Annotated in this window: 19 protein-coding genes and 1 other RNA gene; 8 read left to right on the top strand and 12 right to left on the bottom strand. The window is 60.8% G+C overall.

The genetic code is table 11. The features are described 5' to 3' along the window. The first annotated feature begins 16 nt into the window (after positions 1-16). Both AC0ZJQ_RS15500 and AC0ZJQ_RS15495 read left to right on the top strand, forming a co-directional pair. Entirely contained in the window at positions 17-3169 is a 3153-nt protein-coding gene (locus tag AC0ZJQ_RS15500) for a type I restriction endonuclease subunit R (protein ID WP_476476883.1), read from the top strand. Then, positions 3169-3885 carry a M48 family metallopeptidase gene (locus AC0ZJQ_RS15495; protein WP_476476882.1) on the top strand — a complete coding sequence of 239 codons (717 nt, stop codon included), beginning with the start codon at positions 3169-3171 and terminating at the stop codon, positions 3883-3885. Before AC0ZJQ_RS15500 ends, AC0ZJQ_RS15495 begins: the two co-directional genes overlap by 1 nt. Before the next feature lie 836 nt (positions 3886-4721). Here AC0ZJQ_RS15495 and AC0ZJQ_RS15490 read toward each other — a convergent pair. The 9 genes from AC0ZJQ_RS15490 to AC0ZJQ_RS15450 form a co-directional block, all read right to left on the bottom strand. Continuing rightward, positions 4722-5981, bottom strand: coding sequence for a site-specific integrase (locus AC0ZJQ_RS15490; RefSeq protein ID WP_024161748.1), 1260 nt, complete (start codon positions 5979-5981; stop codon positions 4722-4724). 164 nt (positions 5982-6145) lie between these two features. Then, positions 6146-8587 (bottom strand): site-specific integrase, encoded by a 2442-nt coding sequence (locus AC0ZJQ_RS15485; RefSeq protein WP_476476881.1) that lies wholly within the window; start codon positions 8585-8587, stop codon positions 6146-6148. Positions 8588-8685: 98 nt separating this feature from the next. Further along, positions 8686-9064, bottom strand: a transfer-messenger RNA (tmRNA) gene (gene ssrA / locus AC0ZJQ_RS15480). A 133-nt stretch (positions 9065-9197) separates the two neighbouring features. Further along, the gene (locus AC0ZJQ_RS15475; protein WP_008568977.1) at positions 9198-9503 is read right to left on the bottom strand and encodes a hypothetical protein; all 306 of its coding nucleotides are present in this window, start codon (positions 9501-9503) and stop codon (positions 9198-9200) included. Between the two features lie 179 nt (positions 9504-9682). Then, positions 9683-12532, bottom strand: a complete 2850-nt coding sequence (locus AC0ZJQ_RS15470; protein ID WP_008568976.1) for an FAD-binding and (Fe-S)-binding domain-containing protein — start codon at positions 12530-12532, stop codon at positions 9683-9685. Next, positions 12529-13200 (bottom strand): LutC/YkgG family protein, encoded by a 672-nt coding sequence (locus AC0ZJQ_RS15465; RefSeq protein ID WP_008568975.1) that lies wholly within the window; start codon positions 13198-13200, stop codon positions 12529-12531. Before AC0ZJQ_RS15465 ends, AC0ZJQ_RS15470 begins: the two co-directional genes overlap by 4 nt. Positions 13201-13336: 136 nt before the next feature. Further along, positions 13337-14797, bottom strand: coding sequence for a LutB/LldF family L-lactate oxidation iron-sulfur protein (locus tag AC0ZJQ_RS15460; protein WP_167134608.1), 1461 nt, complete (start codon positions 14795-14797; stop codon positions 13337-13339). After that, a complete protein-coding gene (locus AC0ZJQ_RS15455) occupies positions 14794-15615 on the bottom strand; it encodes a (Fe-S)-binding protein (RefSeq protein WP_167134610.1) in 822 nt (273 codons plus the stop codon). Before AC0ZJQ_RS15455 ends, AC0ZJQ_RS15460 begins: the two co-directional genes overlap by 4 nt. Positions 15616-15711: 96 nt before the next feature. After that, on the bottom strand, positions 15712-17406 hold the full coding sequence (locus tag AC0ZJQ_RS15450) for an L-lactate permease (protein WP_476476880.1): 1695 nt from the start codon (positions 17404-17406) through the stop codon (positions 15712-15714). A 285-nt stretch (positions 17407-17691) separates the two neighbouring features. Between AC0ZJQ_RS15450 and AC0ZJQ_RS15445 the strand changes: the two genes are divergently transcribed. Continuing rightward, positions 17692-18483, top strand: coding sequence for a GntR family transcriptional regulator (locus AC0ZJQ_RS15445; protein WP_165593620.1), 792 nt, complete (start codon positions 17692-17694; stop codon positions 18481-18483). A 57-nt stretch (positions 18484-18540) separates the two neighbouring features. Here AC0ZJQ_RS15445 and smpB read toward each other — a convergent pair whose 3' ends face one another. Further along, positions 18541-19023 carry an SsrA-binding protein SmpB gene (smpB, locus tag AC0ZJQ_RS15440; protein ID WP_003293251.1) on the bottom strand — a complete coding sequence of 161 codons (483 nt, stop codon included), beginning with the start codon at positions 19021-19023 and terminating at the stop codon, positions 18541-18543. Between the two features lie 198 nt (positions 19024-19221). Between smpB and AC0ZJQ_RS15435 the strand changes: the two genes are divergently transcribed. Continuing rightward, a complete protein-coding gene (locus AC0ZJQ_RS15435; protein ID WP_008568970.1) occupies positions 19222-19656 on the top strand; it encodes a type II toxin-antitoxin system RatA family toxin in 435 nt (144 codons plus the stop codon). Further along, positions 19649-19981, top strand: coding sequence for an RnfH family protein (locus tag AC0ZJQ_RS15430; RefSeq protein WP_008568968.1), 333 nt, complete (start codon positions 19649-19651; stop codon positions 19979-19981). The genes AC0ZJQ_RS15435 and AC0ZJQ_RS15430 overlap by 8 nt, the downstream gene beginning before the upstream one ends. Positions 19982-20010: 29 nt before the next feature. Here the strand turns inward: AC0ZJQ_RS15430 and AC0ZJQ_RS15425 are convergent, their stop codons facing one another. Further along, positions 20011-20532: an outer membrane protein assembly factor BamE gene (locus AC0ZJQ_RS15425; RefSeq protein ID WP_476476879.1), complete on the bottom strand. Its 522-nt coding sequence runs from the start codon at positions 20530-20532 to the stop codon at positions 20011-20013. A gap of 96 nt (positions 20533-20628) precedes the next feature. On the opposite strand from AC0ZJQ_RS15425, the gene fur reads away from it, so the two are divergent. After that, positions 20629-21033, top strand: a complete 405-nt coding sequence (fur, locus tag AC0ZJQ_RS15420; protein ID WP_043298171.1) for a ferric iron uptake transcriptional regulator — start codon at positions 20629-20631, stop codon at positions 21031-21033. 65 nt (positions 21034-21098) lie between these two features. Here fur and recN read toward each other — a convergent pair whose 3' ends face one another. Further along, a complete protein-coding gene (gene recN, locus AC0ZJQ_RS15415) occupies positions 21099-22772 on the bottom strand; it encodes a DNA repair protein RecN (RefSeq protein ID WP_476476878.1) in 1674 nt (557 codons plus the stop codon). 216 nt (positions 22773-22988) lie between these two features. Between recN and grpE the strand changes: the two genes are divergently transcribed. Both grpE and dnaK read left to right on the top strand, forming a co-directional pair. After that, complete coding sequence (gene grpE, locus AC0ZJQ_RS15410) at positions 22989-23552, top strand: nucleotide exchange factor GrpE (RefSeq protein ID WP_213661807.1); 564 nt, start codon at positions 22989-22991, stop codon at positions 23550-23552. 97 nt (positions 23553-23649) lie between these two features. Next, complete coding sequence (dnaK, locus tag AC0ZJQ_RS15405) at positions 23650-25563, top strand: molecular chaperone DnaK (RefSeq protein ID WP_008568963.1); 1914 nt, start codon at positions 23650-23652, stop codon at positions 25561-25563. The last annotated feature ends 35 nt before the right edge of the window (positions 25564-25598 follow it).

Genomic DNA, 25598 nt, shown 5'->3' with positions numbered 1-25598 from the left:
CTGCAGGATGCACCCGATGACTCAGAAACCTCGCCCCGAACGCCTTACCCAGAATCGAGTGGTGGCCTTGTTTACGGACAAAGCGCGGCTCGATTGCCTCGGCTACGACTACCTGGGCGAGTGGAGCAAGCGCGGGCAAAACCGCAACATTGAAGCAGAGTTGCTGCAGGCCAACTTGAGGCAGCGTGGCTACTCCGATGCGCACATATCGGCCGCGCTGCAACGGTTAATGGCGGCGGCGGATGCCACGGGTATCACGCTGTATCAGGCCAACCTGCGGACCTATCAGTTGCTGCGTTACGGCGTGCCGGTTCAGGTAGCCGTTGGCCAGGCCCATGAGACGGTGCATCTGGTCGATTGGGAGCACCCCGAGCGCAATGATTTTGCCATCGCCGAGGAAGTGACCCTGCGCGGGGGCCACGAGCGCCGCCCTGATTTGGTGATTTACCTGAATGGTATCGCCATCGGGGTTATTGAGCTGAAACGCAGCTCGGTGGACGTGGCCGACGGTATCAACCAACTGATCACCAACCAGGAGGAAATCTTCAACCTGGGATTCTTCAGTACGGTGCAGCTGGTTTTTGCCGGCAGCGACTCGCAGGGCTTGCGCTATGGCACCGCTACCACTCGCGCCGAGTTCTTTGTTGAGTGGAAGGCTGCGGCGGTAAACCCCGAAGCTGATGAGCTGAATACCCAGCGTGAGATCCCGGCGAGCTATCACTTGTTGCCTGGGGCAGAGGTGGGGCAATCGGGTTATTTGCTGGATAACCCGTTGGCTCAGATGTGCGAGAAGTCGCGCCTGCTAGATTTAATCCGCAATTTCATCATCTTCGATGCCGGCATCAAGAAGGTGCCGCGTGCTCACCAATACGCCGCAGTGAAGGCTGCGCAGGAGCGCGTACGGCGGAAAGAGGGCGGGGTGATTTGGCATACCCAGGGCAGTGGTAAGAGCATCCTGATGGTGTTGATCGCCAAATGGTTGCTGGAGCATGACCCGGATGCTCGCATTCTGGTGATCACGGATCGTGATGAGCTGGATAAGCAAATCTCCGGGGTTATGCGCAATGCTGGTGTCATCGGCAATGACTCACCTTCGCCGCGTATCACGTCTCGCGCTGATCTTGTGCAGAAGCTGTCCGCAACTACGCCGCGTTTGCTGTGCGCGTTGCTGCACAAGTTCGAGCCTGATCTGAGCGTGCCGCCGCCACCCATGCGCGGGAGCTTTTACGTGTTCGTGGATGAATGCCACCGTACCCAGGGTGGTGACATGAATCGGCAGATGAAGCAGTGGCTGGCTAATGCCCTGTTCATCGGATTTACCGGTACACCCTTGCTGCGCAAAGACAAACAGACCACGCGCGATGTATTTGGCACCTATATCCACACCTACAAATTCCATGAGGCTGTGGCGGACAAGGTGGTGCTGGACCTTAAGTATGAGGCGCGTGATGTGCCGCAGCGTTTGACGTCACAAAAGGCCATCGACGCTTGGTTTGAGCAGAAAACCAAGGGTTTGAACAACTACCAGAAGTCGATCCTGCGTAAGCGCTGGGCCACGATGGAAGCATTGATGAGTGCCGGCGAGCGCAAGCAGCGCATCATCGCCAGCATCATCGAGGACTTCAGCCTTAAGCCACGGCTAAACAACGACCGGGGTACGGCCATTCTGGTGGCGGCGAGCATCTACGATGCCTGCCATTACTTCCGATTGTTTCAAACCACCTCGTTCGGCCCTTACTGCGGCATTGTGACCTCGTATGAGCCGAACCATAACGCCATCTCCCGTGAGCCGGCGCAGAGTGATGAACGTTACAAGTTCGATACCTACACGCAGTACGTTCTGAAGCAAGGCCAGAGCACTACGGCTTACGAAGAAGAGACCAAGCGTCGCTTTATCGAGGAACCGGCCAACCTGAAGCTGCTCATCGTGGTGAGCAAGCTGCTAACCGGTTTCGACGCGCCCAGTTGTTCGTACATCTATCTGGATAACGAGCTGCGTGACCACAACCTGTTTCAGGCCATTTGCCGCACCAACCGACTCGACGGTGATGACAAGGACTTTGGCTATATCGTCGACTTCAAAGAGCTGTTCGGCGACGTGCAAGATGCCATTTCTGTTTATACCTCCGACGAGTTGGATATCGATACGGGTGGCGGTGGTAGCAATAACGTGGAGCTGAAGAACTGGCTGGTTGAGGGCAAGAAGCAACTGGATGCAGCCCGTGAGGCACTGAGTTATCTCTGTGCGCCAGTGGCACCGCCGCGCGAGGTTGAGCAGTTTATCCACTACTTCTGTGGCATGGCTGCTGATGCCAATGGCCTGGACGAGACTGAAGCGCTGCGGATTTCCTTCTACAAAGCCGTGGCTTCATTCGTGCGTGCGTTTGCTGATTTGGCGCAGCACCTGACCGAGGCGGGTTACTCGGTGGCTGAAGCGGGCAGGCTGCAAACTGAAGTGCAGTTTTATGCCGACTTGCGTGAGGCAATCAAAAAAAACGCGGGTGAAGAGTTGGATATCAAGCCGTTCGAGGCGGACATGCGGCACCTGCTCAATACCTATATCCAGGCGGATCCCGCTGACCCTTTAAGCACAGTCGATAACTTCTCGCTGGTTGAGCTGATCATCCAGACGGGCGTTCACGATGCCATCGCCAAGAAACTCAACGCTAAGGGCAATCTCTCTAAGGATGCAATTGCCGAAGGCATCATCAATAACGTGCGCAAGACCATCATCCGTGAACAGTTGACTGACCCAAGGTTCTACGAGGGGATGTCGCGCTTGCTGGAGGATCTGATCAAGCAGAGTCGTGAAGATGCAGCTGCCTATGAGGAGTTTCTGCGCAAGGCTGAATCGCTGGTTCGGCAGATGGCGCAGAAGGGCTCAGGTGCCTCACCTGCAGCTCTTAACGGCCATCGCGAGGCCACCGTGTTGTTCAATAACCTCGATAGTATTGCCGCGACAACCTTTCAGTGCCCGAGCGATGAGGCTGAAAAAGTGAAGCTGGCTTTGAGCATTGATACTGCCATGCGCGGATCAGCCCCCGCGTCTTGGCGTGGAGACCCTGCACGCGAGGCTCAGGTTTTGAATGCGCTGTTCCCGTTGATGGGGCGTGACCGTGAAGCAACCCTGGCCATTTTTGAAATCATCAAGAACCAACCGGGCTATTGATGAACGAGATTATTGAGCTGGGCGACATTTCTATTTTGGTGACCCGTAAGGACATCAAGAATGTCCACCTGACGGTGCATCCGCCAGAGGGCCGGGTCACGCTAGTCGCTCCAACCAGTACACGGCTTGAGGTCGCACGCGCTTACGCGATTTCAAAACTGGGCTGGATTCGTGATCAGCGGAGTAAATTAATCGCACAGGCCCGAGAGGCACCGCGCCAGTTTGTGGAAAGGGAAAGCCACTACATCTGGGGACGACGCTATCTGATGGTGGTGAATTACCTGGATGCCAAGCCAGCGGTGGTGCTCGACCACAAACGAATCACCTTGACGGTGCGCCCCGGTAGTGACGCACTCAAGCGTGCTGAAGTGATGCACGAATGGCACAAGCAGCAGTTGCATGGCGTAGTGCCTGTGCTGATCAAGAAGTGGGAGCGCAAACTGCAGGTTGAGGTGGCTGGCTATTACCTGCAGCGGATGAAGACCAAGTGGGGTAGCTGTAACCACAAAGCCGGCAACATTCGCCTGAACACTGAATTGGTTAAGAAGCCGAAAGACCTACTTGAATACGTGATCGTTCACGAGATGGTTCACCTGCTTGAGCCAACCCATAACGAGCGCTTCATCTCCATTCTTACCGAGCACTACCCAACCTGGCGTGAGGCGCGTGCTGAGCTGAATGAGTTGCCGCTGACGGCAGAGGTTTGGAGGGAGTGAATTGGCCCTGCGTCATTCCTTAACGACTAGCCATGCTCTGCATCGAATGACCAACCAGCCATTCACCTGCGGCGAATGAAAAAGCTTTTTTTGACAACAAAAGCAGCCGCTACGCGAAGGCAGTTGATCATTTTGTGCTTTTTGCTCGGTTTCGCTTCACATTCGTTACGCTGACCTCACAAACGCCCAAAATGCCCAACTGCCCCATACTTGAAGGTTTCAAGTATGGGGCGCGGGGGCATACTTGAAGGAACGCTTCGCTGCTTCAAGTATGCCCCCGCAATTTTGTTGTCAAATCATAGCCGCCAGGCGTTGCCTGGCCGAAATGGCGATTGAGCACAGACGTGAGCTGCGCCATTCGTGTGCGTTGCCGCCCGGGCCTCAATCATAAATACTCGGCTCGATCGCCGCTGCACACTTGTCTTACGACCGCCATGTCACATGACTCGAGTGCTGCAGTGTCGCCGTGTCACTCGTAGGGCTTGCGGCAGTTAGTGAGTGTCGATGCGCCGGGTGACCGTGCCGTGTGTCTGTCACAGGGGAGTTATGAAGCGGTGTCCGGTCTGATGCCAAAGCGCCCACGCTTCAAGTGCGATTTGTGTGGCAGCAGCTGACTGCACGGAATTCTCGTCGCAGCCGATGCAAATTCTTCGATGGTGGAGTGTGCTCAGCGATTGGGCGTTCCGACCGTCGCCGCAAGCGATGCCCGGAGTTGCGTGGATATTCGGTTTCTTTCCTGTTGTGTTGAGAACCAAAAAGGCCGCAGATTAGTTGCGGCCTTTTATTCATCCTGTCTCATAACCATCTCCAAGCGATGATCGTTCCCACTCTATGCGTTAGTGAAGCTGTAGCTTACTTTTCCTCCCGCGCTTTCCGCGTCCCGCCTGGCTATGGAGCAGCATTTTAAAATGTTCCCAGCGAATCTCGTCGGTCTGGATGTTGTAAGTCAGGCCGCGCTCCATCTGCTCAAGCAATCTCAAACTCAGCGGCTTTTCCAAGTAGTGGTCTGCTGTGACCTCCGGAGCGCTGCCTTCATGGCCAAGCAGATAGGCGATCGTGGACGGAGATATGCCTGACCGTTCCAGCCGGACGGCAAACGAACGACGGAGGCTTTTAAAATTGAGCCCGCCATTAACGGCCGGCGGACAATGCTGACCGATGTATCCCGTTCCCGTACACGGCCCGCAGAAAAAACGACTCGGATCGCGGGAGTATAAGTGCTTCGGGTCAAAGCTCAGCTCGCCGAAAAGCAATGCATCGTTGCCATCGGCCTGACGTCGTTCTTCTACGAAATTTATAAAACCCATCTCCACAAGCTTCGTGCAGATCGGAATCTGCCGTGCCGATGAGCCCGTTTTCAGCGACTTGTTGTAGCCGTTATCGTTTATGTCGATGAGTTCTACGCCGTGGACATCCCGGATCACATCATGCACACGAAGCTGGCAGAGTTCATTGAGCCGCGCGCCGGTGTAGAGCCCGAGAGGAAGCAACCAGAACCGATACGGCTTGGCGTCTTGGTAGACCTTGGGCAGTGTGCCCGCGAGGTACTTTTGGTAAGGCCAGCCGGAGAGCATCTGAATCAGGTTGCTATCTAGAAATGGCTTGGTGACCTCGGCCTGTTTTGTACTGCAAGTAGCAACCTTGATCGCATCGGTAATCAGCTTGCTCTCCAGTGCCTCGTCCAGCATGCGATTGAACAGCTGGTAATAGGTCGTGAGGTTTGCGCCTTTACTTCCCGAAGCCGAGTTCTGCTTCAGTAACAATGGCAACTGATCCTTTAGACGCTGCACATCAGCTCGATCAAGCTCAGCGACTCGGCGTGTAGGGTTATCTCGGGTCAGGATAACCTTCAGCTTTTCCATTCGAGCCCGCAGCATATGCTCGGACTTTCCTGCGTAAGTGTTTTCTCGCAGGAAGCGGGACAGCGTAGTGTCCATGAACTCGGTAAGTAACGGTGAAGAGTGGAAGCGGTTTATCGCGTCCGTTACCGCGGAGATGTTCGCCAAGGCGATTCGCAAGTGCTCTTCATGGCCAGGCTCTACGATCAGACTCAGACCCTTATAAAAAGGAATGGAGATAGGGGGCGTTACATTCATATATACCTCACGGTGGATGAGGCTTGAGATTATTACTGTATAAATGAACAGTCAAGATTGTCTATTGGAAAAGTGTCTTCGATAGCTTTTATTGACGCTTTGTCAATAATTAAGGGATGCGTAAAAGGGCAGGAGCAGGGCTCCCGCCTCTGTTTGGCTAGGCGTTATGCGTATGATTTCCAGTGCCGCTTAGCAGCCCGCACGTTCGGGAAGGGTGTGCCCACCGGCCGCCCAACTTTGAAGTCACCTTGTGCTTTTTGTAGCTCCTGATAGTGCCGGTAATGGATATGATCCAAGCCAAGCCCGAAATCGATTTTGTCGAGCTCGTTCTTGAGGACGTCTGACGGATAGCAGTCGCCATAGCCGCCAGTTGTACTTTTATCAGCGTGACCCACGAGTGCTTTAGCTTTCGCGAGGTCGAGGTTCTGTCGGCGGAATTGGTTGATAAAGGTGTGCCGTAGGCCGTGATACGTCAGGCCCTCCTCTCCGAGGCCGCAGAGCCCCAAGTAGCCATGACTGCTCTGGCTTGAGCCCAGGTACCAACGACTCGCAACGTGCCCAGGAGAAAGATCACCGTAGACACGGATATTTTCGAAAAGGGGAGCTTTCACATCGTGCTCTACTATGGCCAAGCGCGCTTGGTAATACTCAAGGAAGCCTGTTTCGATCAGCTGCTTATGTATGGGCACTAGCCGTTCAGAGTCGGACGTTTTGAGCTGCTTCGACCCAGTCCGATTGATGCTGATGATCCAAACGCCGAGCTCCTGCCGAATGTCTTCGAGCCGTAGCTGGCACAGCTCGCTGAGCCTCGCGCCGGTATAGAGGCCAAGCAGCGGCAACCAAAACTTGTAGTCGTCCAGACGCCAGCGAGGCGGCTGGGTCAGCGTGTAGGCCGGGCCGTGAAGAAGTTTCTCGATCTGGCTTGGGCTATAGGTGCGCTTCCTCGGGGCCTCGGCACCTTTGGTGCTGAATGCCAATCCGGCCGCGATATTTTCGGTGATGTGGCCTTGATCATGTGCGTAGGTGACAAGCGCCCGTGCCAGCTCAAAGAACTTTTTCGCGGTGCGTGGATTGATCGGCTCGAATTTCCCGTCGCTGATGATCTTGCTCAGCGGCTGATTACGGGTGGCGCGAAGGCGGTGCCGGTTCTTCGGATAGCTGCGCAGATGATCGCGTAGCGTGTTGAATTCAGCACGAGTCAGCGTTTCGACTTGCCGGTGCCCGCCAAGCAGCTCGCACAGGCCTTCCAGGCGGGCCCGAGCGGTAATGCGAGTCCGCGGATTAGCCCAGGCTCCTTCACGAATTTGCCGTTCTTCGTATTCCTTTACCAAAGCTGCGAGGCTCAACCCTGCGCTTGAACCACGCGCCGGCGAGACAATGCGATCGTTGACGGAGGGTTGCGTAAAGAGGGTTTCAAGCTTGGCCTTCTGCGCGTCGGGCAGAACGCTCCCGAGCGCATTCAGCAACGCGAGCGTGCCAGGATCCTGTGGCGGTGCCACAGCATCTGTCGGCGAGTTCAGCTCCGGAATCGTCTGCATAGGCTCGGTGGTTGCAGCAGATCCCAACATCCGCCGAACCAGGTCACCGATCTCCTGCATGGCTTGGGCGTACGGATCTTGGTGATCGTCTTCCTGAAAGTAACGCAACAACACCTTATCAACCTTCTGCAGCGTATAGGTCAGCATGAGGACCGCAATGATGATCGAGCTAGTCAGCAACTCGATCCGAAAACTTTTCTTTTCTCTCAGATGCGCTTTCATGCACAGCGGATCGAGTTCGATAAGCATCACATAAAGCCCGGACTCTTCCTGCACCAAGAGCGCACGATCGATGATGCGTAGCTTCAAATGCATCGCGTTGGCTTGCTGAAGATGAAAATGCAAAGCTTGCCGAGACTGCGGTAGTGCTTGGGGGATGTGCATGAGATTCCGACCCTGATCTGGGCGGGCATGGCACAGGTATTCATAAAGCGTCATCGCCGCAAACGCAGGAGTTTCTTTCGAATAGCGGCCTGGAGAGGGTGGGACAGTCTCAAGCACATCAAGGGCCGCATAAATGTACCGGGCAGCGTCGCTGGCGACGTTGTGATTACAGGTTCCGAGCGGCCAGTCGAAGCGTACGAACCCAGCGCCAAGCGCTTTCACCAGTGCGGGCGTGGGTGTTAGTGCGAAAAAGATTTCGCCCCCTGGCTCGTGGCTATAGAGCACCACACGCTCGGCACTCTCTTTCATCATGCGAGCGTGGGCGACCGAGAGGTCTTGGTTCGCGAGCTTCATTGGCGACGGGCGTACTTTCCAAACGCGGTCGGCGAATTTGAGTGCTTCCGCTACCGCCAAGTGAAACCTTTGGAGGTCAGCCAGCAGGCGGTCAGAAAAGAGCTCGACGTAGTGCTCGGTCGCCTTCGCAAGAAACTGCTCGAAAGAGGCGTTCAAATACCTTGCGAGGTCACGTGCAAGCGCTTCGTCGTGGGAGAGCGACCATCGGATTTGCGCAGGCAGTTTCGGGTTCGCCGCGAAATGCTTCGGGAATGTGAGGTAGTACTGAAAGCCAGTGTTGGCTTGATAGACCAGGTGAGGGACACCCGTTTTGCTTTGGCGCTTGGACATGATGGCATACCTTTTGGATTCACAGACGGACTGTGAGTAATCCAATGCCATCAAATCTGGTCTGAAACCCGCGTTCTAGACGGGTTTCAGTGTTGAATTGGTGGAGCCGGGGGGATTTGAACCCCCGTCCGCCAGCTCTCCGCTATCGGTTCTACATGCTTAGCCAGATCTACTGAGTTAACTCCGCGCCGCCCGATTGGCAGGGTGCTTGGAGCGAGCTGTATGAGTTTTAGCCGTTACGTCTACAGCGAACTTGGCGGCGATCCTGTTCTATCTGACGGTCATTTCGGGTTTACAGGCATCCCCTAGTGACCGCTGGCGCCGAAGCGACCAGATGAAGGTTAGGCGGCTAGCGCGTACCCTTCGTAGTTGTCGTCGTTGGCAACTATAGGTTTGCAACAGTTTATTTACGAGTTCTGTTACCAACTCGGCATGCCCCTCAAGTTTCGTTACCGGCGTCGAATCCTAATCGGCCCCTGGTGTCGCTTGTGGTGCTGGCGGTGAGTGTACGGCGATCGTTACGCGGTGTCGATCACTTTTTAATCACGATGGTTACAGAATGTACAGCTGGACGCGACGGGAACGCCAGGGGCGGACCCGCCGCGGTGCATCAGTTGCCGGCGCCTGAACCCGAGCCGCTGGAGCCGCCGCTGCCGGAGCTGCCGGGGCCTTTGAGTTCCTGCAGGGCCTTGGTGGAGTGAGCGATGCAACCCTCGGTGTCGCCCGCTTGCTGGGCCTGCTTGGCCTGCATGACATGTTCCTCGACCTGGCTCTTGGCCGGTTCTCCGAGTGTGGTGCTCTGGGTGGCCATGTTGTCTTCGATCTCCTGAAGATTGGTCTGGCACAGGTCCTGAGCGGCGAAGACGGCGGGGCTGGCGAGGAGTACGGCGGATGCGAGCAGTGCGTGAATTTTCATGGTGGGTCCTCCAGTCTTGTGGACTTCCCGGGCCTGCCTGAAAACTGCGGAAGCGGCGGCGCCGAGTCGAATCGAACCCGTCAGGGGCTCTGAAATTCCGACTGCGATTGCGCTTGAGCGTTCATCGAAATGCCACAAACGAAACAGCCCCGGTATTGCGCACGGGGCCGTTTCGTCATTCAGACGGGCGTGGCTGCCTTGGGCCGAGTTACGCGGTCGACCAGATAGACCAGGCCGTGATAGTCGATCTCGCCATGACGCGACAGGCCTATCTCGCAGGTGCGGCTGGTGGAGATGCCTTCCTCGCAGATCTGCACGGCATTCTTCAGGCTGCGCAGTGCGTGCTCGTTCAGCTCCGGTGTAGTGAAGCCCTTGTCGCCGGCGAAGCCGCAGCAGTGGATACCTTCGGGTACCACGACTTCCCTGGCGCAGCGCCGGGCTATATCGATCAGAGACTGCGCCTCACCCAGGTGCTGGGTGCTGCAGGTGACGTGCACAGCGATCGGCTTGTCCTGCGGGACGAAGTCCAGCCGGTCGAGCAGATGGGTGCGGATGAAACGCACCGGGTCGTACATATCGAGGCGCTGATCGGTCAGGCCCTGAACCAGGCGCAGCGTGCAGGGGCTGGTGTCGCAGTAGATCGGGTCCAGCCCGCCGCGACTGGCCTTGAGCAGCGCGTCGAGCATCTCCTGACGCTTGCGTTCGCCCTGCTCGGCATAGCCCTTGGAGGCAAACGGCTGGCCGCAGCACAGATCGTTCAGCTCATCGGGGAAGATCACCTGGTAGCCGGCCTTTTCCAGCAGACTGCGGGTCTTGTCGAGCAGCGGCTCCTGTTCCTGATCGCGCGCCGCCGGGCCCATGGCGCGGGAGACGCAGGCAGCGAGATAGACCACGCGCGGGCGCTCGTCGCCCGTAGGTGGCTTGGGTAGGTGCAGGCGTTGCAGGGGCTGCGGTGTTGCGGGCGTCCACTGCGGCACGCGCCCTTTGCTGGCATTGGTCATGGTCGCCGACAGCTTGGCCAGATTCCTGGTGCCCATGATCAGGTGCGCGCCGTTGGCCACATGCAACATGAAGCGGGTGCCCTGCACGGCGGTGGCGAAGTGCTCGGCCAGCCAGTTGGCGGTGCCGGTTCGGTTCGCCTCACGGCCGCGCAGCTTGCGCACCAGGTCGCCGGTGTTGATGCCCACCGGGCAGCGCTGGGCGCAGAGGCCGGTGGCGGCGCAGGTTTCCACGCCGTGGTAGTGGTAGAGGCGCTCGATTTCCGTGGTATCGACGCCGGCACGCTTGCGCGCCTGGATGTCGCGCCAGATGACGATGCGCTGGCGTGGCGTCAGGGTCAGCCCGTTGGACGGGCAGACCGGCTCGCAGAAACCGCACTCGATGCACTTGTCGACGATTTCGTCGGCGGCCGGCAAGGGCTTGAGGTTCTTCAGGTGGATCTGCGGGTCTTCGGAAAGCACCACGTCCGGGTTGAGGATGCCGGTGGGGTCGAGCAGGCGCTTGATCTTCCACATCAGCGCGTAGGCTTCGCTGCCCCATTCCAGCTCGACGAAGGGCGCCATGTTGCGCCCGGTGCCGTGCTCGGCCTTGAGCGCGCCGCCGAATTCGACGGCAACCAGCTGCGCCACTTCGCCCATGAAGGCTTCGTAGCGGGCGACCTGTGCCGGGTCATCGAAGCCCTGGGTGAAGACGAAGTGCAGGTTGCCCTCCAGCGCATGGCCGAAGAGGATCGCCTCGTCGTAGCGGTGCTTGTCGAGCAGTTCGATCAGCCGATTGACGCCCTCGGCCAGGCGTTCGACGGGGAACGTCACGTCCTCGATGATCACCGTGGTGCCGGTCTGGCGCACCGCCCCGACCGCCGGGAAAGTGTCCTTGCGGATCTTCCACAGCTGGTTGTAGACCACCGGGTCTTCGCTGAAGTCGACCTGCTTTTCCACCGGGAAGTGCGCGATGGACGCCATGATCTGGTTGATCTGTTCATGCAGCAGCGACTGAGTTGCCGCGCGCGATTCGATGAGCAGTGCACAGGCGGTCGGCGACAGCTCTTTTACCCACTCGGGCATGCCGGCCTTGTGCTCGACCGAGCGCAGACTGCGGCGGTCGAGCAGCTCCACCGCCGACACCGGTTGCTGCTTGAGCACCGGCACGGCCAGGCAGCAGTTCTCCACGTCGGGGAACACGACCAGCGCGCTGGCCTTGTGCGGATGATCCGGCACGGTGTCGTAGGTCACCGCGCTGATGAAGCCCAGCGTGCCTTCGGAACCGACCATCAGGTGGTTGAGGATGTCCAGCGGCTCGTCGTAGTCGACCAGCGCATTGAGCGAGAAGCCGGTGGTGTTCTTCAGCCGGTACTTGTGGCGGATCTTCGCCGCCAGCTCGGCATTGGCGCGGGTCTCGCGACCCAGTTCGGCCAGTTGCTCGAGCAGCGCTGCATGGCTCTGGCGGAACGCGGCGACGCTGGCCGTATCCTCGCTGTCGACCACGGTGCCGTCGGCCAGCACCACGCGCAGGCCGGCGAGGGTCTTGTAGCTGTTCTGCGCGGTGCCGCAGCACATGCCGCTGGAGTTGTTGGCAACGATGCCGCCGATCTTCGCCGCGTTGATCGAGGCGGGATCAGGGCCGATCTTGCGCTGGAAGGGTGCCAGCACGGCGTTGGCGTTGGCGCCGATGACGCCGGGCTGCAAGCGGATCTGCTCGCCGCCGTTGCGTATCTCGCGGCCGTTCCAGTTGTCGCCGAGGACGATCAGCACCGAGTCGCTGATCGCCTGGCCGGAGAGGCTGGTGCCGGCGGCCCGGAAGGTCACCGGGACGTTGTCCGCGTGAGCCTGTTTGAGCAGCGCAATCACTTCGGCTTCGGATTCGACGCGCACCACCAGTTTGGGAATCAGCCGGTAGAAGCTGGCGTCGGTGCCGAAGGCGAGGGTGGACACCGGGTCGTCGAAGCGACGTTCGGCGGGGATCAGGCGTTCGACTTCACGGAGGAACGCGGCCGGCAGCGGCGCACGTTCGAGCTGGGCGGCCGCGTTCATGCGTCCTCCAGGATCAGTACGACCAGATCCTTCGGCCCGTGGGCACCGTAGGCCAGCACCTGCTCGATGTCGGCAGTCTTCGACGGGCCGGAGACCAGCAGTGCATTGGTCGGCATGCCGGCGGCCCACTGGAACTTCTGCTGGATCTCGTAGAAGTTGTCGTGGATTTCGCTGGCCTTGAGGATGGCGAAATGTACCGGCGGCACCAGGCTCATCAGGCGCGGCTCCTCGCGGGTCGGCCACATGATCAGGCTGCCGGTGGAGGCGATGGCGCCGAGGGTGCCGGTGAGGCTGGCCGGGGTGTCGTTGAACAGCTCGTCCTTCCATTCCTCGACCGGGCGGTCGTAAGCCTTGAGCGTCGGCAGGCCGTCACGACCGGCGCAATGCTCGGCGAAACGTGCGCCGTAGGGCGTGGTCGGGGCGATTAGCAGGCTCGGCAGCTGGCGGTCGTGCAGCAGCTGTTCGAGCAGGGCGGGCCACGCGGCGTCGGTGGTCAGGTGGATCTCGGTGTGCACCGCTTCCATCAGCTGGCGCAGACGGGCGATACGCTGCTCGGCGGGGTAGGACCACGGCTGGGTGACCAGCGACTCGTCGTAGTCATCGACGATAGGCGTGGTGCCTTCCAGGCTCTTCTTCAGCTTGGCGAGAATGTTGGCTTTGGCGCTCATGTCAGGCTCCCGGAAACGGCACGTTGGTGGAAAAAAGCTGCGCTTGTTGTCCACCCTACGGAGCCCGCAGGCCGGCGTAGGGTGGACAACGGCGCAGCCTTGTCCACGCGGGTGTTGAGGCGGCAGCGGTCGAGGCTCATCGCTTGCCCTCCAGGTGTGCCTTGGCCAGCTCGTGCAGCGAGCGGGCGGCCGGTTTCGGTGCGCTGTGGTTCTGCGTCCAGGGGCCGATGTTCGACGGCGTCAGGGCGCGCAGGCGGGTGGCGAAGAAGCCGAACAGGCGGTAGAGCATCGGGCTGGTATTGAGCAGGCGCCAGCCGGCCCAGATCAGCCGTTCCTGTTTGGAGTACTTGGCGCCCTGGCCGCGCATGACCTTGTGCGGATCGTCCGGTGCCTTGACGTTTTCCTCACGCAGGCGGCGCAGGATGGTCGGGATCGGGATCTTCACCGGGCAGACTTCGCCACAGGCGCCGCACAGCGACGAGGCGCTGGGGTGATCCGGAACCTTGTCCAGGCCGACCATGTGCGGGGTGATGATCTTGCCGATCGGACCGGGGTAGACCTCGCCGTAGGTATGGCCGCCGACGCGGGTGTACACCGGGCAGTGGTTCATGCAGGCGCCGCAGCGGATGCAGTTGAGCGTCTGGCGCAGCTCGCTGTCGGCGAAGGCCTGGCTGCGGCCGTTGTCCAGCAGGATCAGGTGCACTTCCTGCGGGCCGTCCAGCTCGTGCGCCTTGCGCGGGCCGGAGATCATGTTGACGTAGGTGGTGATCGGCTGGCCCAGTGCCGAGCGGGTCAGCAGCGAGAGCAGCGGGACCACGTCGCGCAGGTTCTCCACCACCTTCTCGATGCCGGTGACGGCGATATGCACCGGCGGCACCGTGGTGCTCATGCGGCCGTTGCCTTCGTTCTCCACCAGCAGCAGGGTGCCGGTTTCGGCCACCGCGAAGTTGACCCCGGAGACGCCGATGTCGGCCTCGAAGAACTTCTGGCGCAACGTGCGGCGGCCGATCTGAATGAGTTGGTCGACGTCCTTGGTGTATTCCACGCCGAGTTTGTCGTGGAACAAGGACGCGACCTGGCCGGCGTTCTTGTGGATGGCCGGCATAATGATATGAGAAGGCTTCTCGTGGTCGAGCTGGACGATGTACTCGCCCATGTCCGATTCCAGGCTCTCGATGCCATGGCCTTCGAGGAAATGGTTCATCTCCATTTCTTCGCTGACCATCGATTTGCCCTTGATCACTTGGCGCGCCTCGTGAGCGCGGGCGATCTCGAGGACGATGTTGTTCGCCTCGTCCACCGTCTCCGCCCAGTGCACTTTCACACCGTTGCGGGTCAGGTTGGTTTCCAGCCGCTCGAGCAGTTCGGGCAGCTTGGACAGTGCGCGGGCGCGGATATGGTTGCCCATCTCGCGCAGCCGCTCGCGTTCGTCGGCATCGCTGAAGGCCGCGGCGCGCTTGGTCATCAGCGAGTCCATGGCGGTGCGGAAGTTGCGCCGCAGCTGGTCGTCTTTCAGTGACTTGCGCGCGCGGGCGCGGAAGTCCGGATCGCCGGCGTTCTCGATCTGTACCGCGGGAATGCGCTGTTCGGCGTTCATCGGGCACCTCCGGTGCGTTGCCAGAGGAAGCTCGCCAGGTGCTGGCCGCGCAGGGCTTCACGCTGCTTCTCCAGCGAGCCGTTGATGTTCATCAGGCAGCCGCAGTCGGCGCTGACCACTTCATGCGCGCCGGACTCCTTCAGCGCGCGGGTCTTGTCCAGCACCATGGCGCCGGAGATGTCCGGCATGCGCACCGAGAAGGTGCCGCCGAAGCCGCAGCACTCGCTTTCATGGTCGTGATCGACGCGCTCGACGTTGTTCAGCTGAGTGAACAGTTCGCGCACGTGCAAGTGGGTGTTCATCTCGCGGCGGGCCGAGCAGGAGGTGTGCAGGGCAACCTTGGTCGGTGTGCCGGCGTCCTTGAACTCGACCTTGCAGACGTTGAGCAGGAACTCGGCCAGCTCGAAGGTGCGTTCGGCCAGTGCCTGGGCCTTTTTCAGCGTGGCCGGCTCGTCCTTGAACAGCTCCAGATAATGGTGGCGCAGCATGCCGGCGCAGGAGCCGGAGGGCACCACCACCGGCCAGTCGTTAGCGAACAGCGCCAGCTGCGCGCGCGCGACCTTGCGCGCTTCGTCGGTATAGCCGGTGGTGTAGGCCGGCTGGCCGCAGCAGGTCTGGCCCTGCGGGTAGTGCACGGTCAGTCCTTCGCGTTCGAGCAGACGGATGGCATCCAGGCCAGCCTCGGGATAGAACAGATCCACCACACAGGTACCGAACAGGTAAACCTGGCTCGGCTTGGCCGGGTACTCGCGTGGTTTGGGCAGCGGCGGCGCGACGCGGGTGGCGTTCGGCGCGGCGTTGTAGAAGAGTTCGCTCATCGGCTTGGTCTCCGGGTGGGCCCGGTTATCCGCAAACTGCGGGATGTTGGAAACGCTCTTGCCCCGCGTAAGGCGGGGCAAGACTTCACGGTTGAATCACACTCCGACCAGCGGGTCGGTCACGCCGATCACGTAGATCGCAATCAGCGTCAGCAGGCCCGAGACCAGAACGTAGTACAGCGTCGGCCATACCGTCTTGCGAAGCGTAGTTCCTTCGCGACCGAGCAGTCCCACTGTAGCGGAGGCAGCGACGACGTTGTGGATCGCCACCATGTTGCCCGCCGCAGCGCCTACCGCCTGAGCGGCGACGATCAGTGCGCCGGAGATGCCGAGGTTCTGCGCGACGCCAAACTGGAACTGGCTGAGCATCATGTTGCTGACGGTATTGGAGCCGGCGATGAAGGCGCCCAGAGCACCGATGCTTGGCGCCAGCAGCGGATAGACCGAGCCCACGCTATCGGCCACGTAGCGCGCCATGGTGATCGGCATGCTCGCCAGTTCTGCGGTGTTGACGCCGGAGTTGATCAGGATGCGCACCATCGGCACGGTGAACAGCAGGACGAAGCCGGCGCCGACCAGCACCTTGCTCGATTCGCCAACGGCGGCGGCCAGCTCGCGAACCTTCATGCCGTGCAGGAAGAAGGTGGCGAGAACCACGGCGACCAAGATGCCGCCCGGCAGGTACAGCGGCATGAAGTCGGCCTTGATGCCGGCCTCGCCGAGGATGTCCGGAAACACCACCACGATGGACTTCATGAACGCGCCGACTTCGGGAATGGTGCGGCTGATCACCAGCAGCGCGCCGACCAGTACGTACGGCAGCCAGGCACGGAAGGTGCTCATCGGCTTGGCGGTCAGGTCCTCAAGCTTCATCTCGATACTGCCGAGCCACTCGCTCGGCCAGTCTTTGGCATCAGCGAAGTCCCAGGACTTCTTCGGCACCAGAAATCCGACGCGCACGGCGCTGGTGACGATGGCCAGGCCGATCAGGCCGCCCAGCAGGGAGGGGAACTCCGGGCCGAGAAAGAGGCCGGTGGCGACGTAGGGCAGGGTGAAGGCCAGGCCGCCGAAGATGGCGAACGGCAGTACCTCGAAGCCGGCCTTCCAGCTTTTTTCTTTGCCGAAGAAGCGGGTCAGCATCAGCACCATGATCAGCGGCATGATGGTGCCGATCAGCGCGTGGAGAATCGCCACTTCACTGGTGATCAGTTGCAGGAACGCTGCCCAGCTGGAGCCTTGGGCAGTCAGTTGGGTGCCGAGCGTAGCGGTGTCCAGACCACCGTTGATGCCGATGATGATCGGCGTGCCGACGGCGCCGAAGGAAACCGGCGTCGATTGCACCAGCATGCCGAGGATGACCGCAGCCAGGGCTGGGAAACCGATGGCGACCAGCAGCGGTGCGGCGATGGCAGCCGGCGTACCGAAGCCGGAGGCGCCTTCGATGAAGCAGCCGAACAGCCAGGCGATGATGATGGCCTGGATGCGGCGATCAGGGCTGATAGTGGTAAAACCAGCGCGGATGGCGGTGATGCCGCCGGAGTGCTTGAGCGTATTGAGCAGCAGGATCGCGCCGAAGATGATCCACAGAACGCCCGCGGTGATCACCAGACCTTGTACGGTCGAGGCGAGTACGCGGTTGAAGCTCATGTCCCAGATATACAGTGCAATACCCGCAGTGAGCAGGTACACCAGCGGCATGGCGCGCTTGGCCGGCCAGCGCAGGCCGATCAGCAGGACGGCGGCAAGCAGAATGGGGGAGAAGGCGAAGAACGCGAGAAGACCGTTTGACATGGATTCAGACTCCCGCCGTCACGAGGCGCTGGAGGGGGCCGGCAAGCGGCAATTGGCGGATTCGATACGGCGTCATTGGAGTGCACCTCTTCTTGTTGGGATGCGCGATGTAAAGTGGTAATACCAATTTACAGTTGCGAGATGCCAGCGTAAGAGCTCGCGCGCGAGTGCGTCAATTCGCCAACTTTAGACATTGGTAGTACGCGGCAATGTTGCGGGGCCTTTCCGTGATCGTTAGGCTGAGACGATTCTTAAAGTGGTCAAACCAATCGAGAGCGAGCCGCGATGGAAGTTGGAGTGGTGCGCCAGCGGCGGCTGGCTGATGACATCGTTGCGCAACTGGAAACGATGATTCTGGAGGGCACGCTCAAGGCTGGTGAGCGGCTGCCCGCCGAACGTGCGCTGGCCGAGCAATTCGGCGTGTCGCGGCCTTCGCTGCGCGAGGCGATTCAGAAGCTGGCGGCCAAGGGATTGCTGGTCAGCCGTCACGGTGGCGGAAACTTCGTTGCCGAGTCGTTGGGCTCAACCTTCAGTGATCCGTTGCTGCATCTGCTGGAAAACAATCGGGACGCCCAGCGGGACCTGCTGGAGTTTCGTCACACGCTGGAGGGCAGTTGCGCCTACTACGCAGCCTTGCGTGCTACCGAGGTGGATCAGCAGCGTCTGACCGAAGCGTTTACGGCTCTGCAGGACTGCTATGACCGCGAGGGTACGGTGAGCCGGGCCGAAGAGGGAGCCGCCGACGCGCAGTTTCATCTGGCCATCGCCGAAGCCAGTCACAATGCGGTGCTGCTGCATACAATTCGCGGCTTGTTCGATCTGCTCAAGCGCAATGTGGTGACCAACATCGGTGGCATGTACGCCTTGCGGGATGAAACCCGCGACATGCTGTTGCGCCAGCATCGCGAGCTGTACGAGTCGATCATGGCCCGGCGCGCCAGCGAGGCGCGTGAAGTGATTCATCGGCACATCAACTATGTGCAGGAAGTGCTTGCGGAGGGGCAGCAGGAAGCCCAGCGCCTGGCGCGCGCGCAGCGCCGACATGGTGATCGGAGTGTGATCGGTCACAAGGCTTGAGGTGTTTGCCGCGCCTTCTCGGCGCGCGGCTGGGGGCTTCGACAGGGGCGAGGAGACTTAGTCGTCCTTGCCCTTGGTGCGCATCGCCCGCTGGATCTCGCGATCGGAATCGCGCTCCTTCTCGGTGTGGCGCTTGTCGAATTCCTTCTTGCCCTTGGCCAGGGCGATTTCGCACTTGATCATGTGCTTCTTCCAGTACAGCGACAGCGCCACGCAGGCGTAGCCCTTCTGCTGTACCGCACCGAACAGCTTGCCCAGCTCGCGCTTGTTCAACAGCAGCTTGCGGGTACGCGTCGGATCGGCAATCACGTGGGTGCTGGCGCTGGTCAGCGGCGTGATATGCGCGCCCATCAGCCAGGCCTCGCCGTCCTTGAGCAGCACGTAGCTGTCGACCAGCTGCGCCTTGCCGGCGCGCATGCTTTTCACTTCCCAGCCAGCCAGAACGAGGCCGGCCTCGAACTTCTGCTCGATGAAGTAATCGTGTAGCGCCTTCTTGTTCAGCGCGATGGTCCCGGGGGACTGTTTCTTCTGTTTGGCCATAGGGCGCGCATTATAGGCAGTCGCATCGCGGCTGGCGACAAGCAGCGGCGGCGTTGCGGCAGGAAACTTGAGGGGCGCGTGCTTATCCCTGACAATGTGTCGGTTTTTTGCGCGCGCCGTGGTGCGGGTGAGTCCGGCTTTCCTGCGTGACGGTCCGGCCGTTCGCGCCCCTGGCGCATGACGAAGTAGAAGGTCTGCATGACGACGCATATTCAACGATCGGCGCTGCTGCCGTACCCGGCAGGCGCGCTGTTCGACATGGTCAACGACGTGGCCAGCTATCCGCAATTCCTGCCCTGGTGCTCGGCGACCGAGGTGCTGGCCAGCAGCGCCACGCAGATGCATGCCAGCATGACCGTGGCCAAGGCGGGCCTCAGTCAGAAGTTCATGACGCGCAATGAGTTGCAGGCCGGCAAGCGCATCGAGATGACGCTGGAGGAAGGGCCGTTCAGTCATCTCCATGGTATCTGGGAATTCAAGGCGCTCGGCGAGAAGGCCTGCAAGATCAGCCTCGATCTGACCTTCGATTATGCCGGTCCGCTGGTGAAGGCGACGCTGGGCCCTCTGTTCAATCAGGCGGCCAATACCCTGGTCGATGCGTTCTGCGAGCGAGCTAAACAACTCTATGGATAAGTCGGTAGTCGCGATCGAAGTGGTTTACGCCTTGGCCGACAAGCAGAAATTGCTGCGCCTGACCGTGCCGGCCGGAACCACCGTCCGCGCGGCAGCACTGGGGTCGGGGATGGAGGCGTTTTTCCCGGGGCTCGACTTGGCCAATGCGCCGCTGGGTATATTCGGCAAGGCCGTGGCCAAGCCGGATGAGCGTGTACTCGAGGATGGCGAGCGGGTGGAAATCTATCGGCCGTTGATTGCCGACCCGAAAGAGGTGCGCAAGCAGCGCGCCGCCCGCGCGGCGAAGAGCAAAAGCGACGACGCCGAGACCGAAATGAAGGAATAAAAAAGCCCGGTATGAACCGGGCTTTTTTGTCACTCGACGTCGAGGGGCTCGGGAATCGGCACCGGCACCGGTTCGGCGGCATCGACTTCGCGCTGGATCTGTTCCAGCAGCGAGCCCGGCGCGGGTTTCTCCTGCGTCTGTTGCGGCTTGTTGTCGCGCTCGGCAGGAGTCTGGGTGGTGGTCGACGAGGTGCCCAGAATGGCTTCGTCGCGGCTGACGCCCGGCATGAAGTCGCCGGCCAGGCCAACCAGTTGATCGCTGCCGTCGAATACCAGGATTACGCGCTCCTGCTGCCGGACGCTGCCGCCGGGCTGGATGCTGTACAGATAGTCCCAGCGGTTGGCGTGGAAGGTGTCGGTGATCAGCGGGTTGCCCATGATGAAGCGCACCTGCTTGCGGGTCATCCCGGGGCGCAACTGGTCTATCATGTCCTGCGTGACGACATTGCCCTGTTGAATATCGACCTTGTAAACCCCGGGAAAAGAACAACCGGCGAGTGCGAACAAGCCCACAAGTGTGAGGCTGGTCAGCATGAGCTTGGTGTTTTGCATCGGTGGGTGACTTCCACTATCTTGGCTGGGCAACGAAACCCGGATCATACCTGCATTGAAGGAGGCTGCGAAACAGCAGCAGCGAGAAAGCCACCCATGGTTGAAAATAACGAACTACGAAAAGTTGGTCTGAAAGTCACCCTGCCTCGGGTCAAGATCCTGCAGATGCTGGATACCGCGGATCAGCGGCACATGAGTGCGGAAGATGTCTACAAGGCGCTCATGGAGGCGGGTGAAGACGTCGGATTGGCGACGGTCTATCGTGTGCTGACGCAGTTCGAGGCCGCGGGGCTGGTGGTTCGCCACAACTTCGATGGCGGGCACGCCGTATTCGAATTGGCCGATAGCGGTCACCACGACCATATGGTCTGCGTCGACAGTGGCGAGGTCATCGAATTCTTCGATCAGGAAATCGAGAAGCTGCAGAAAGAGATCGTCAAGCGTCATGGTTATGAGCTGGTCGATCACAATCTGGTGCTCTACGTACGTAAGAAGGACTGAACTCCTTCGGTGAAATGAAAAAGGCGACTCTCGAGTCGCCTTTTTCATGCGTCGCGTATCTGCGGTCAGGCCTGTGCCGCTGTGACCATCTGCTGTGCGTGTGCCAATGATTGCTCGGTGAGGTCGACGCCTCCGAGCATGCGCGCGATTTCCTCGATGCGGCCGCGGCCATGCAGTTCGGCGACGGCGGTGCGTGTCTGTTCGCTGTCGCGGGCCTTGTGCACGAACAGGTGGTGGTGGCCTTGGGCAGCGACTTGGGGCAGGTGGGTCACGGTCAGCACCTGGCCGCGCTCGCCGAGCCGACGCAGTAGTTGGCCGACGATCTCCGCGGTAGGGCCGCCGATACCGACATCCACTTCATCGAAGACCAGCGTCGGTACGCGCGAGGTCTGCGCCGTGATGACCTGAATTGCCAGACTGATGCGCGACAGTTCGCCGCCCGAGGCGACCTTGGCCAGCGGGCGTAGCGGCTGGCCGGGGTTGGCGCTGACGAGAAATTCCACCTGCTCGAAGCCGTAGGGCGGGTAGTCGCCCTCGGCGACCGGTTTCAGCGTCACGCTGAAACGTCCGCCGGGCATGCCCAGGCGCTGGATTTCGGCTTCCACGGCGAGCGACAGTTCCCCGGCCGCCGCCTGGCGGATGCGGCTCAGCTCCGTGGCTTTTTCCTCGTAGTGGCGAGCATAGGCCGCCAGTTCCTCGCCCAGCCGCTCGATGGCTTCGTCGTCCGCGTTCAGGCCTTCCAGTTCGTCCAGCAGACGCTGCTGCAGCGCGACCAGTTCGGCAGGCTGCACGCGGTGCTTGCGGGCCAGCGTATAGATGGTATCCAGGCGTTCTTCCAGCGCTTGCTGGCGCTGGGGATCGGCATCGAAATGATCGACGAAGCGATTGAGCTCGCCGACTGCCTCCTCGACCTGGATCTGCGCGCTGGCCAGCAGGTTGACGGCCTCGCCGAGCGCCCCGGCGTGATTCTGGAACGCGGCCAGGCGTTGCAGGCTCGAGGTCAGTGCGGAGAGCACGTTACCGGCGTCGCTCTCGCTGCACAGTTCCGTCACCTGGCGACAGGCATCAAGCAGCTGGCCGGCGTTGGCGAGGTTCTTGTGCTCCTGCTCCAGCTGTTCGAGTTCGCCTTCGGCGAGCGCCAGGTTTTCCAGTTCTTCGAGCTGATAGCTGAGCAACTGCTGGCGCGCGCGTTGCTCGTCGCCGCTGTTGCTCAGCCGTTCGAGCGCCTGTTGCGTCTGGCGCCAGCGCTGGGCCGCGAGTTGCACCTGGCGGGCGAGTTCCTGGCTGGCGCTGTATTCGTCGAGCAGGCGTCGATGGGTGTCGGGTTTGAGCAGCGACTGGTGCTCGTGCTGGCTGTGGATGTCGATCAGCAGTTCGCCGAGCGCCTTGAGGTCGCCCTGCGGGCAAGGCGCGCCGTTGATGTAGCCGCGCGAGCGCCCCTCGGCGGTGATGACTCGGCGCAGGATGCACGGACCGTCGTTGTCCAGATCGCGCTTGGCGAGCCAGGCACGGGCGTCGGGAATGTCGTCCAGGTCGAAGCTGGCGAGAATGTCTGCCTTGTCGGCGCCCAGGCGCACCACGCTGCTGTCGGCACGGTCGCCCAAAGCGAGACCGAGGGCGTCGAGCATGATCGATTTGCCCGCACCGGTTTCGCCGCTGATCACGCTCATGCCGCGTTTCAGTTCGAGGTCCAGGTGTTCGACGATGGCGTAGTTGTGAACCGAAAGATGAACCAGCATGGTGGCGCTCCGGGTTGTGAGGCTGGCTATTTATACAGTGCTTTTTGGGGCGTCCACAATACGCCCCGACGGATTGTGGTGTATGCGGTGCGCGATTGGCCGACGTGCGCCATGTCGGTGTCGGCGCGACCTGCCCTTGAACCGTGCGAGGGTGCCCCCATATAGCGGCACAAGCGCGGGCGGTCGCCCGCAATCGTATCGAGATAAGGAGGACGCATGGCCGACGAGCAGAACCTGGAAAACCAGACCTTTGACGAGCAGGATCAGGCCGCTGCCAGCGACGATCTGGCGGCTCGCGTGCAGTCGCTCGAAGAGCAGTTGGCGGCCGCCCAGGATCAGTCGCTGCGGGTCGCGGCCGAGATGCAGAACATCCGCCGGCGCGCCGAGCAGGACGTGGAGAAGGCGCACAAGTTTGCGCTGGAGAAGTTCGCCGGCGATCTGCTGGCGGTCGCCGACAGTCTGGAGCGCGGCCTCGAGCTGTCGAAGCCGGACGATGAGGCGGTCAAGTCGGTGCGCGAGGGGCTGGAGCTGACGCTCAAGCTGCTGCTCGACACGCTGGCGCGCCATCAGCTGACGCAGATCGATCCGCATGGCGAGCCGTTCAATCCGGAGCACCACCAGGCAATGGCGATGGAAGAGAGCACCCATGCCGAGCCAGGCAGCGTGCTCAAGGTGTTCCAGAAGGGCTACCTGCTCAATGGCCGTTTGTTGCGCCCGGCGATGGTCGTGGTGAGCAAGGCGCCTTCGCAAGCGGTGCCTTCGATCGACGAGCAGGCTTGAATTCGGGCAGGCAACCCCCATCTGGTAGCCAAGCGTTTTTGTGTTACCGCAGCCGGTAAACAGGCGCGGACCAATCGAAATTCGGGAGAGAGATTAAATGGGCAAAATCATCGGTATCGACCTGGGGACCACCAACTCCTGCGTCTCCATTCTGGAAAACGGCAACGTCAAGGTCATCGAGAACGCCGAAGGCGGCCGTACCACTCCGTCGATCATCGCGTACACCAATGATGGCGAGACCCTCGTCGGTCAGTCCGCCAAGCGTCAAGCGGTCACCAACCCGCAGAACACCCTGTATGCAGTCAAGCGTCTGATCGGCCGTCGCTTCGAAGAAGACGTTGTGCAGAAAGACATCAAGATGGTGCCGTACAACATCGTCAAGGCCGACAACGGCGACGCCTGGGTGGAAGTGAAGGGCCAGAAGATGGCACCGCCGCAGATTTCCGCCGAAGTGCTGAAGAAGATGAAGAAGACCGCCGAGGACTACCTGGGCGAGCCGGTCACCGAAGCGGTCATCACCGTGCCGGCCTACTTCAACGACAGCCAGCGCCAGGCCACCAAGGACGCCGGTCGCATCGCCGGTCTGGACGTCAAGCGCATCATCAACGAGCCGACCGCGGCGGCGCTGGCCTACGGCATGGACAAGGCCAAGGGCGACCACACCGTGATCGTCTATGACCTGGGCGGCGGGACCTTCGACGTGTCGGTGATCGAGATTGCCGAGGTCGACGGCGAGCACCAGTTCGAAGTGCTGGCTACCAACGGCGACACCTTCCTCGGTGGCGAGGACTTCGATATCCGCCTGATCGACTACCTCGTCGAGGAGTTCAAGAAAGAAAGCGGCATGAACCTCAAGGGCGATCCGCTGGCCATGCAGCGCCTGAAAGAAGCTGCCGAGAAGGCCAAGATCGAGCTGTCCTCCAGCCAGCAGACCGACGTCAACCTGCCGTACATCACGGCCGATGCGTCCGGTCCGAAGCACCTGAACGTGAAGATCTCCCGCGCCAAGCTGGAGTCGCTGGTCGAGGATCTGGTCGAGCGCACCATCGAGCCGTGCCGCATCGCTCTGAAGGATGCCGGTATCGACGTTTCGAAGATCGACGATGTGATCCTGGTCGGCGGTCAGACCCGTATGCCGCTGGTGCAGCAGAAGGTCGCCGAGTTCTTCGGTAAGGAAGCGCGCAAGGACGTCAACCCGGACGAAGCCGTCGCAATGGGTGCCGCCATTCAGGGCGCAGTGCTGGCCGGTGACGTCAAGGACGTGCTGCTGCTCGACGTGTCGCCGCTGACCCTGGGTATCGAAACCCTCGGTGGTGTGATGACCGCGCTGATCGAGAAGAACACCACTATTCCGACCAAGAAGTCGCAGGTGTTCTCCACTGCCGACGACAACCAGAACGCCGTGACCATTCACGTGCTGCAGGGTGAGCGCAAACAGGCGGCACAGAACAAGTCGCTAGGCCGCTTCGACCTGGCCGACATTCCGCCGGCACCGCGCGGTATGCCGCAGATCGAGGTCACCTTCGACATCGACGCCAACGGCATCCTGCACGTGTCCGCCAAGGACAAGGCCACCGGCAAGCAGCAGTCGATCGTAATCAAGGCCAACTCCGGTCTGTCCGAGGAAGAGATCGAGCAAATGGTGCGCGACGCCGAAGCCAACGCGGAGGAAGACCGCAAATTCGAGGAGCTGGCGACCGCTCGCAACCAGGGCGATCAGCTGGTCCACGCCACTCGCAAGATGCTGACCGAAGCCGGTGACAAGGCCAGTGCCGACGACAAGACGGCCATCGAAAAGGCTATCGGCGAACTGGAGTTGGCGATCAAGGGCGACGACAAGGCTGAGATCGAGGCCAAGATCGCAGCGGTCTCGCAGGCCTCCACGCCGCTGGCGCAGAAAATGTATGCCGAGCAGCCGCAGGGCGCCGAAGGTCAGCCGGCCGCGGATAAGGACCAGGCGGGCGACGATGTGGTCGATGCCGAGTTCGAAGAGGTCAAGGACAACAAGTAAGCCCCGGCTTGCTTCCGCTCCAGCCCGTTCTGGCT

The sequence above is a fragment of the Stutzerimonas sp. 21-1 genome (assembly GCF_056336065.1).
This window is presented reverse-complemented; position numbering and strand designations above follow the sequence as displayed.